The sequence below is a fragment of the Sutterella sp. genome, assembly GCF_030539355.1.
In the GTDB taxonomy this organism is placed as follows: Bacteria; Pseudomonadota; Gammaproteobacteria; order Burkholderiales; family Burkholderiaceae_F; genus Sutterella.
Genome location: NZ_JAUNSF010000027.1, coordinates 19,373 through 27,760, shown reverse-complemented (window position 1 = coordinate 27,760; position 8,388 = coordinate 19,373). Strand labels below are relative to the sequence as shown.

Annotated in this window: 5 protein-coding genes; 1 reads left to right on the top strand and 4 read right to left on the bottom strand. The window is 68.6% G+C overall.

Annotated elements, in window-relative coordinates; all coding sequences use genetic code 11:
* From Q4F91_RS06110 to alr, 3 genes are all read right to left on the bottom strand, one after another.
* Window positions 1-715: hypothetical protein (locus Q4F91_RS06110; protein WP_303335756.1), on the bottom strand; the 715-nt coding region annotated here is incomplete at its 3' end.
* Between the two features lie 170 nt (window positions 716-885).
* The gene (gene radA / locus Q4F91_RS06105; protein ID WP_303335753.1) at window positions 886-2,274 is read right to left on the bottom strand and encodes a DNA repair protein RadA; all 1,389 of its coding nucleotides are present in this window, start codon (window positions 2,272-2,274) and stop codon (window positions 886-888) included.
* A gap of 9 nt (window positions 2,275-2,283) precedes the next feature.
* Window positions 2,284-3,372 carry an alanine racemase gene (alr, locus tag Q4F91_RS06100; protein WP_303335750.1) on the bottom strand — a complete coding sequence of 363 codons (1,089 nt, stop codon included), beginning with the start codon at window positions 3,370-3,372 and terminating at the stop codon, window positions 2,284-2,286.
* A gap of 275 nt (window positions 3,373-3,647) precedes the next feature.
* Here alr and lplT point away from each other — a divergent pair, with 275 nt between their 5' ends.
* Window positions 3,648-4,964 (top strand): lysophospholipid transporter LplT, encoded by a 1,317-nt coding sequence (gene lplT / locus Q4F91_RS06095; RefSeq protein WP_303335747.1) that lies wholly within the window; start codon window positions 3,648-3,650, stop codon window positions 4,962-4,964.
* An 83-nt stretch (window positions 4,965-5,047) separates the two neighbouring features.
* Here the strand turns inward: lplT and Q4F91_RS06090 are convergent, their stop codons facing one another.
* The gene (locus Q4F91_RS06090) at window positions 5,048-8,386 is read right to left on the bottom strand and encodes an AAA family ATPase (protein ID WP_303335745.1); all 3,339 of its coding nucleotides are present in this window, start codon (window positions 8,384-8,386) and stop codon (window positions 5,048-5,050) included.
* Window positions 8,387-8,388: the final 2 nt, after the last annotated feature.

Sequence of the window (8,388 nt, the reverse complement as noted above, 5' to 3'; positions counted from 1 at the left end):
CATGGTGGTGGTCGTGACCGCCGCAGCAGCACTCGCCTTCCTCATGGTGGTGATCGTGGCCGCAGCCGCATTCACCGTGCTCGTGCTCATGGTGATGGTGGCCGCCGCAGCCACAGCCGCATTCCTCTTCATCATGGTGGTGGTGATGATGCCCGCCGCATCCGCAGCCGCACTCCTCCTCCTCATGATGATGGTGATGGCCGCAGCCGCACTCGCCGTCATGGTGATGATGGTGATGATGACCGCCGCCGCAGCATCCGCAGCCGCAGCCCTCGGGCTCCTCGCGGAACTGGATCGGGTCGAAGGGCTCCTCGGCCTCGGCGACCTCAAGACCGACCATCTTGAGCATCTGGGCGAGGTTCGGAAGCGGGAGCACGGAGAAGCCGGCGTCGATCGGAGCGATGCGGACGCCGCGGTTGATGAGGGCGCCGGCGGCCTCGCGCAGGACGTTGAGGTCGCCCGTGACGTGAAGAACCTTCTCGACGGACGGACGGACGGCCCAGAAGGCGCCCTTGTCATCGATGAAGACGTCGTTCACCTCGACCGGGCGGAGCTGCTCGGCGGGAACGGCGACGGTGACGTCACCCTCCGGGGTGTGAATGGTCTGCGGAAGCTCGGCGCGCTCGGTCGAGTTGAGCGGAAGCGAGTGGGCCTTCTCGATCACCGTCTGGGCGGGAGCGGCTTCAGCAGGCAGGAGCTTGGTGAGCGTGGTCATTCTTTGATAATCCTGAAAAATCAGAGCATCCCGGCACTGATGTGAGACTTGCCGGAACCTCGAGCGTGAAAACCTGTCCATTTTAATGGGTGACGGCTCCGCGCGCCCACACGGATTTTGTTGCGCGGCGTTGCCGCGCCCGCCCGCGCATGCCTGACGTATCGGCGCTCTCAGGGGAAGACCGCCTCGAGCGCGTCCGAGAGACGGTCGACGGCGATGATCTCGAGGCCCTCGACGGGGGTCTTCGGCGCATTGGCGCGCGGTATGAGCGCCTTCGAGAAGCCGAGCTTCGCGGCCTCGCGCAGACGCTCCTGACCGCGGGGCGCAGGGCGGATCTCGCCCGCGAGCCCCACCTCGCCGAAGACGACGAGCCCGCGCTCGAGCGGCCGGTCGCGCCAGCTCGAGCAGATGGCGACGAGCACCGCGAGGTCAACCGCGGTCTCGCTGATCTTGACGCCGCCCACGGCGTTGACGAAGACGTCCTGGTCGAAGAGCGCGACGCCGGCGTGGCGGTGAAGCACCGCGAGGAGCATCGCGAGGCGCTGGTTGTCGACGCCCACGGCGAGGCGCCGCGGCGCGGGCGAGTGCGTCTCGTCGACGAGCGCCTGGATCTCAACCAGGAGCGGGCGGGTGCCCTCCTGGGTGACGAGCACGGTCGAGCCCGGGATGTTCGCCTTGTATTCGGAGAGGAAGATCGCCGACGGGTTCGTCACGCCGCGCAGCCCGTGGTCGGTCATGGCGAAGACGCCGAGCTCGTTCACCGCGCCGAAGCGGTTCTTGAAGGCGCGGATCAGACGGAAGTTCGAGTGCGTGTCGCCCTCGAAGTAAAGCACCGTGTCGACGATGTGCTCGAGGATGCGGGGGCCGGCGAGCGCGCCGTCCTTCGTGACGTGGCCGACGAAGAAGAGCATGGCGCCCGTCATCTTGGCCGTGCGGGTGAGGCGCGCCGCGCACTCCCTCACCTGGGAGACCGAGCCCGGCGCGCTGTCGAGCGCCCCGGAGAAGAGCGTCTGGATCGAGTCGATGACGACGAACTCGGGCTTCTTCTCCCGGATCACGGTCTCGATGTGCTCGAGCTCGATCTCGCTCATGAGCTGCAGACCCGCGAGCGGGAGCTGCAGTCGCTGCGCGCGCAGCGCGATCTGCGAGGCGCTTTCCTCGCCCGAGACGTAGACGCAGCGGATGCCGCGGCTCACGAGCCGGGCCATTACCTGCAGGAGCAGCGTCGACTTGCCGATGCCCGGGTCGCCGCCGATGAGCGAGACGCCGCCCCGAACGAGGCCGCCGCCCATCACGCGGTCAAATTCGGAGAGCCCCGTGCCGATGCGCGGGACCTCCTCGATGTTCACGTCCGAGAGATCCTTGAGCGCGCCAGTCGTGTCAACGAACCCGCGCCCGGCCCGGGAGTCGGTGCCGTAGCGCGCGGCCGCGCCGGTTGCGACGCGGAATTCCTGCAGTGTGTTCCAGGCGCGGCAGTGCGGGCACTGCCCCTGCCACTTCAGTGTGCTGCCGCCGCATTCGGAGCAGACGAACTCGACCTTGTCGCGCTTGGGAGCCATAGTTTTCCTTTAACCCTGCTCGCGCAGCCGGATCGGCACACGTCGCGCGAGCGCACAGATGAGTTCGTAGCCGATCGTGCCGCAGGCGGCCGCCACGCGGTTCACGGGAAGGTGACGCCCCCAGAGCTCGACGCGGCTGCCGAGCTTCGCCGCCGGGATGTCCGTGATGTCGATCTCAAGCATGTCCATGGAGACGGCGCCCGCGAGCGGGGCGATCTGCCCCTCGACCCAGACGGGCGCGCCGTCGGGCATCGAGCGGGGATAGCCGTCGGCGTAGCCGCAGGCGACGACGCCGATGCGGGAGGGGCGCTTCGCGATCCAGCGCGAGCCGTAGCCCACGGCCTCGCCCGCGGCGATCTCCTGAATGGCGATGATCTCCGCGGTGAGCGTCATCGCGGGAACGATGCCGAGCTCCTCGGAGGAAATGTGGGAGTCGGGCGAGACGCCGTAGAGCGCCACGCCCGCGCGGACCGCGTCGCCGCCCACCTCGGGATGGAAGAGCGTCGCGGCCGAGTTGGCCATGCAGGCGGCGGTGGCGCCGTGCGCGAGCCGCCCCATGCGGGAGAGCTGGCGCTCGACCGAGGCGGGCTTGTCGGCCTGGTACGTGGGCTCGGCGTTGGCGAAGTGTGTGACGACGTCCATCACGCGCACGCCCGGGATGCTCGTGAGCTGGTCGTAGACCGTGTTCACCTCGACGGGAAGGAACCCGAGGCGGTTCATGCCCGAGTTGACCTTGATGTGGCAGCGCACATCCTCGGGCTGGGCCTGACGGAGCAGTTCGATCTGCCAGGGCGAGTGAATGATCGTCTCGACCTTGAGCGAGGTGAGCGGCTCGATGTCCGAGGCGTCGAAGAAGCCCTCGAGAAGGAGCAGGCGCTTCTGCCAGCCGCAGCGGCGGGCGAGCATCGCGTCCGAGAGATCAATCGTCGCGAGGCCGTCGGCTTCGGCGAATGCCGTGACGGCGTTCTCCAGGCCGTGACCGTAGGCGTTGGCCTTAACGACCGCCCAGACGGCACGCCCCGCGGCCTTCTCCCGCATGACGGCGAGATTGCGGCGCAGCGCGAGGAGATCAATTTCTGCATAGATTGGACGAGGCACGGCTTCTCGAAGCTCCACTCAACTCAATGTTCTTTAAGCCAAATCCATCCCCGGAGGGACCGTCAGCCACGGGGCGGACGCCGCCCGGGCCGGGCCTGCATAAATGCAGGCACGAAAAAGGTGATTTTCGCACCTTCCGGCGGTCAGCGGATGACAGGACCTCAATTCAGGGGCCCGGCCTCATCAATCCGGCGTAGATAGAAGAGCGGTGTCATTTGCTAGACTCTCGGCGCATCCTAGAATGCGGGCATCTGTTTTTTTGGAGTTGGTAATCGATGAAGCGCGGTTTTTACACCATCATGGCGGCGCAGTTTCTTTCGTCCCTCGCGGACAATGCGCTCCTCATCGCGGCCATCGCGCTTCTCGCCTCCCTCGGGGCGCCTGACTGGCAGACCCCGCTCCTCAAGCTCTTCTTCGTCGTGAGCTACGTGCTCCTCGCCGCCTGGGTCGGCATCTTCGCCGACTCGATGCCCAAGGGCCGCGTGATGTTCCTCACGAATGCGCTCAAGGCGATCGGCTGCCTGCTGATGCTCTTCGGCGGCCATCCGCTCCTCGCCTACGCCATCGTCGGCATCGGCGCGGCCGCCTACTCGCCCGCCAAGTACGGCATTCTCACCGAGCTCCTCCCGCCCGAGAAGCTCGTCATCGCCAACGGCTGGATCGAGGGCCTCACGGTGGGTTCGATCATCCTCGGCGTCGTGCTGGGCGGCGTCCTCATCAAGCCCGAGGTCGCCGGTCCCGTTCTCTCCGTCTTCCACCTTGACGCGATCGGCCTCAAGAGCTTCGCCGAGGCCGCGATCTTCGCGATCACCTTCGTCTACATCGCCGCCTCGCTCGTCAACCTCGCGATTCCCGACACGGGCGCGCGCTACCCGAAGCAGAAGTTCGACCCGTACGACTCGATCCGCGGGTTCCTCAAGAGCTGCTCGCTCCTCTGGCACGACCGCCTCGGCCAGATCTCGCTCTCGGTCACGACCCTCTTCTGGGGCGCCGGTGCCGTGCTGCAGTTCCTCGTTCTCAAGTGGTGCGACCATGCGCTCGGCATGGACCTCTCCCAGGGCGCGATCATGCAGGCCGTCGTGAGCCTCGGCATCGCCGTCGGCGCCGTGCTCGCCGCCGCGCGCGTGCCGCTCGTGAAGTCGCTCTCGGTCCTCCCGATGGGCATCGTGATGGGCGCGCTCGTGATGTTCATGGCCTTCTTCACGAAGGACATGGCTCCCGCGGGCGGCCTCCACATCTTCGGCGCCACGGTCTCCTGGGCGGCTTTCATCGCCGCCGTCGGCATGATCGCCGTCGGCGTCTGCGCGGGCTTCTTCGTCGTGCCGATGAACGCCCTTCTGCAGCACCGCGGCCACGTGCTGATGAGCGCGGGCCGCTCGATCGCCGTGCAGAACTTCAACGAGAACCTCTCGATTCTCACGATGCTCGGCATCTATTCGCTCCTGATCAAGCTCGACCTCTCGGTCGTCACGACGATGTTCGTCTTCGGCACCTTCGTCTGCGTCTCGATGGCGCTCGTGATCATCAAGCACCAGCGCAATCAGAAGGAGTTCGACAGCACGCATCTCATCGGCGAGGAAAAGCGCCACTGAGATCCGAACCGTCTTCAGGAAGAAGCCCCGTCGGGAAACCGGCGGGGCTTCTTCATTTCAGCGCGGACTCAGGGCCGGGCGGCTCAGGCGGCCGCCTCGACGCGCCTGACGCCGGGACCGGAGATCTCGCTCACGCCCGACGCGCCCTTCGGACGCACGGTGATCTGCACCGGGATGCGCTCGCGCACGCTGCTCAGATGGCTGATCACGCCGATCAGCTTCCCCGAGGTCTGCTGGAGCATCTCGAGCGCCGTGAGCGCCTTCTCGAGCGTCACCGGGTCGAGCGAGCCGAAGCCCTCGTCAAGGAAGAGCGTGTCGACGCGCATGCGCCGCGTGCTGATCCTCGAGAGCGCGAGGGCGAGCGCGAGCGAAACCATGAAGGTCTCGCCGCCCGAGAGGTTGAAGGACGTGCGCTCCTGGCCGGCGAGCTCGAGGTCGCGCACGGCGAGGTCAAGCCCGTACTCGCCCGCGGTGATGAGCTCGTAGCGGCTCTGCATCCCGGCGAGGATGCCGTTGGCCTGCTCGAGGAGCAGCGCGAAGGTGAGCCGCTGCGCGGCACGGCGGAAGCGGCTGCCGTCGTGGGAGCCGATCAGGGACGAGAGGCGCTGCCAGAGAGCGCAGGTCTTCTCCTGCGCCTCGAGGCGCGTCTTCGCGTCGGCGCTCCTCGTCCTCAGCTCATCGTCGGTCCTGATGCGCTGCGAGAGCACGCCCTTCTGCTCGTCCGCGGCCGCGAGCTCCGCGTCGGCCGCCTTCAGTTCCGCGTCAATCACATCGGGCTTGACATCGCGGCGGGGCTTCGCGAGGAGCCCCTCGAGAACCTCCGCGGCCGCCTTCGCCGCCTGCCTCGCGGCGGCGTCCCGGCGCTCGAACGAAATGATCGCGGCCTCGATGCGCTCCGCCTCGCCCTTGGGAAGAACGGCGGCGAGAAGCTTCTCCTCGTCGGCGAACCCGGCCTCGGCCATGAGCGTCGCGAGCGCCTCGCGGGCAGCGGCCTCCTTCGCGCGGGACTCGGCGGCGGCGCGGGTCTCGGCCGCCTCCGCAGTGGCAAGACGCGTCACCTCGCGGCCGGCGGCCGCGTGCCTCGTCTCCGCCGTGCGCAGCGTCTTCGCCGACTGCTCCTGAGCGGAGACGAGCGCCTCGCGCTCGGCCTTCGCCGAGCGGGTGCCGTACTTTCCGGTCCTCTCGGCGACGAGCCCGCTGAGCTTCTCAGCCGCGGAGCCGGCATCCGCGTCGCGGGCGATCGACTCCTTCGCGGCCTCGTCCGCGGCGGTGCGGGCGGCCTCGAGCGTCGTGAGCGCCTTCTCGGCCTCGCCGGCCGCTGCGACAGCCGCCTTCGAGGTCTGCTCCCAGGCCTCGGCACGGCGGGCGAGCTCGGCGATCAACGGCGCCGTGTCATCACCCGGCCGGGGAGCCTTCGCGAAGTAGGGCGCGAGCGCGGCGATGAGCGCCTCGTGCGCCCCGCGGGCATCGGCCGCCGCCTTTTCGACGGCCTCGCGCTGCGCGGCCTCGAGACCGTCCTTCAGCGTCAGTTCCGCCGCGGCGCGGTCGACCGCCGTCTGCGCGGACGAGCTCGCGGCCTGCGCGGCGCGCTCGTCGGCCACGGCCCGGTCGAGCTTCATCTGCGCCTCGCCGGCCTTCGCCGACCAGTCGACGACCTCGTCGAGCGCCGCACTGAGACGCGCGATCACAGCCTGCGATTCGCCCGCCTTCATGGCGGCGAGCGCCTCAAAGCGGTTCCTCAGGTCCGTCACGCGGGCCTCGAGCCGAAGAACAAGCGGCCTGACGGCGTCGCTCCCGATCCCGGCGGCGACGCCGAGGAGCCCGAGCGTGTCGGCGAGCCACTCAGCCGTGCATATCTCCGAGGTGAGGCGCCTCGCCTCGCCGATCTTCTGCTCGAGCGTGCTGCCGGCGAACGCAATCGCATGCGCGGCCTCGGCCTCGCGGCGCCGCCCCGCGGCGGTGCCGAGAACCTCGAGCGCCTTCGCAGCGGCCTCCTTCGCCTGCTCCACCTTCTTCCGAGCGACCTTCGTCGCACGCTCGTCAGCGGCGAGCTTCGTCCTCGCCGCCTTCTCCGCGGCGACGAGCACGGCGCACTGACGCGCCTCGGTCTCAAGCGCACCGATCCGCGCGGGAAGCGCCTCGTCGCCCTTGAGGCGCTCAAGCGTTTCCTGCGCACGCTGGGCGGCCTCGCGCGCGGTCTTCTCGGCCGTTTCGGCGCGGGTGCGGGCGAGCGCGGTCCTGCCGGCCCGGCCCTTCGCGAGCGCGGCGTTCGCGTCCGCCTGGCGCTTCAGGGCCGTCTGCGTGGCGATCGCCGCATCGGCGGCCTCGATGGCCTCAAGCTCGGGCTCCTTCTCAGAGCGCGCGCGTTTCGCGGCCTCGTCCGCCTTCTCGGCGGCCTCGACCTCGGCCGCGGCAGTCTTCACCGCGCCCTCGGCCTTCACACGCTCCTCTCCGAGAGACTTCGCGAGCCCCTCGTGACGGACGGCCTCCGCGGCCGCGCCGTCGCGCTCGGCGAGCTTCGCCGCGGGTTTCTCGGCGCGCCGCGCGGCCTTCGCGCGCTCGCGCTCGGGCTCGATGCCCTTCGCGGCCTCGGCGACCTGGGTGAGCTCGTTCCTCGCCCGGGTGTCCTGCTCCCGGGCCTTGCCGAGATCCGTCGCCCACTTGAGATCCTGGTGCAGATCGTCGCTCCTCACCTTCGCGGCCTTGCTCGCCGACACGGCCCGGGCGAGCTCGGTCTCGAGCGCCTTTCTCGCCTCGTCATCCATCGGCACGGCGCTCTTCAGTTCCGTGCGCAGACGCTCGGTCTCGCGCTCCTCCTCGCCCTTTCTTTCATGGACAAGCAGGCTGATGTCGCCGTAGATCGCCGTTCCGGTGATGTTCTCGAGGATGCGGGCGCGGTCCGCGACATCCGCGCGCAAGAGTTCCGCAAACGCACCCTGCGCGAGCATGGCGCTCCTCATGAAGGCCTTGAAGTCCAGACCGAGGAGCCGGCGCATCTCCGCCTCCCAGAGACGCTTCTGGCTCGCGACGACGGTGCCCTCCCTGTCATCGGGGCCGTTGAGGCTCGCGAGCTCGACGGCCTCGTTGTCAAGACGCCCCGTGCGCTTCACGCGCCTCGACCAGGTCGAGCGCCAGCAGCGGCCCTGCGCCTCGAAGACCGCCGAGGCCGAGCAGTTTCTCGCGTTCTTCGTCATCACCATGCAGCTGTCCTCTTTCTTCGCCGTGCTCGTCACCTCGAGCATGCGGGGCGTCATCCCGTAGAGCGCGAGCGTGACGGCGTCGAGAATCGAGGTCTTGCCGCTGCCCGTCGGGCCCACGATCGAGAAGATGCCGCTCTCGCGGTAGGCCGCGTCCGTGAAGTCGATCACGTGGACGCCGGCGAGCGAGTTGATGTTTTCAATCTGGATTCTGATCAGTCGCATTG

Coding starts and splice junctions, on each gene's coding strand:
- radA (WP_303335753.1), bottom strand. CDS start 2,274: ATGGCTCCCAAGCGCGACAAGGTCGAGTTCGTCTGCTCCGAATGCGGC.
- lplT (WP_303335747.1), top strand. CDS start 3,648: ATGAAGCGCGGTTTTTACACCATCATGGCGGCGCAGTTTCTTTCGTCC.
- Q4F91_RS06090 (WP_303335745.1), bottom strand. CDS start 8,386: ATGCGACTGATCAGAATCCAGATTGAAAACATCAACTCGCTCGCCGGC.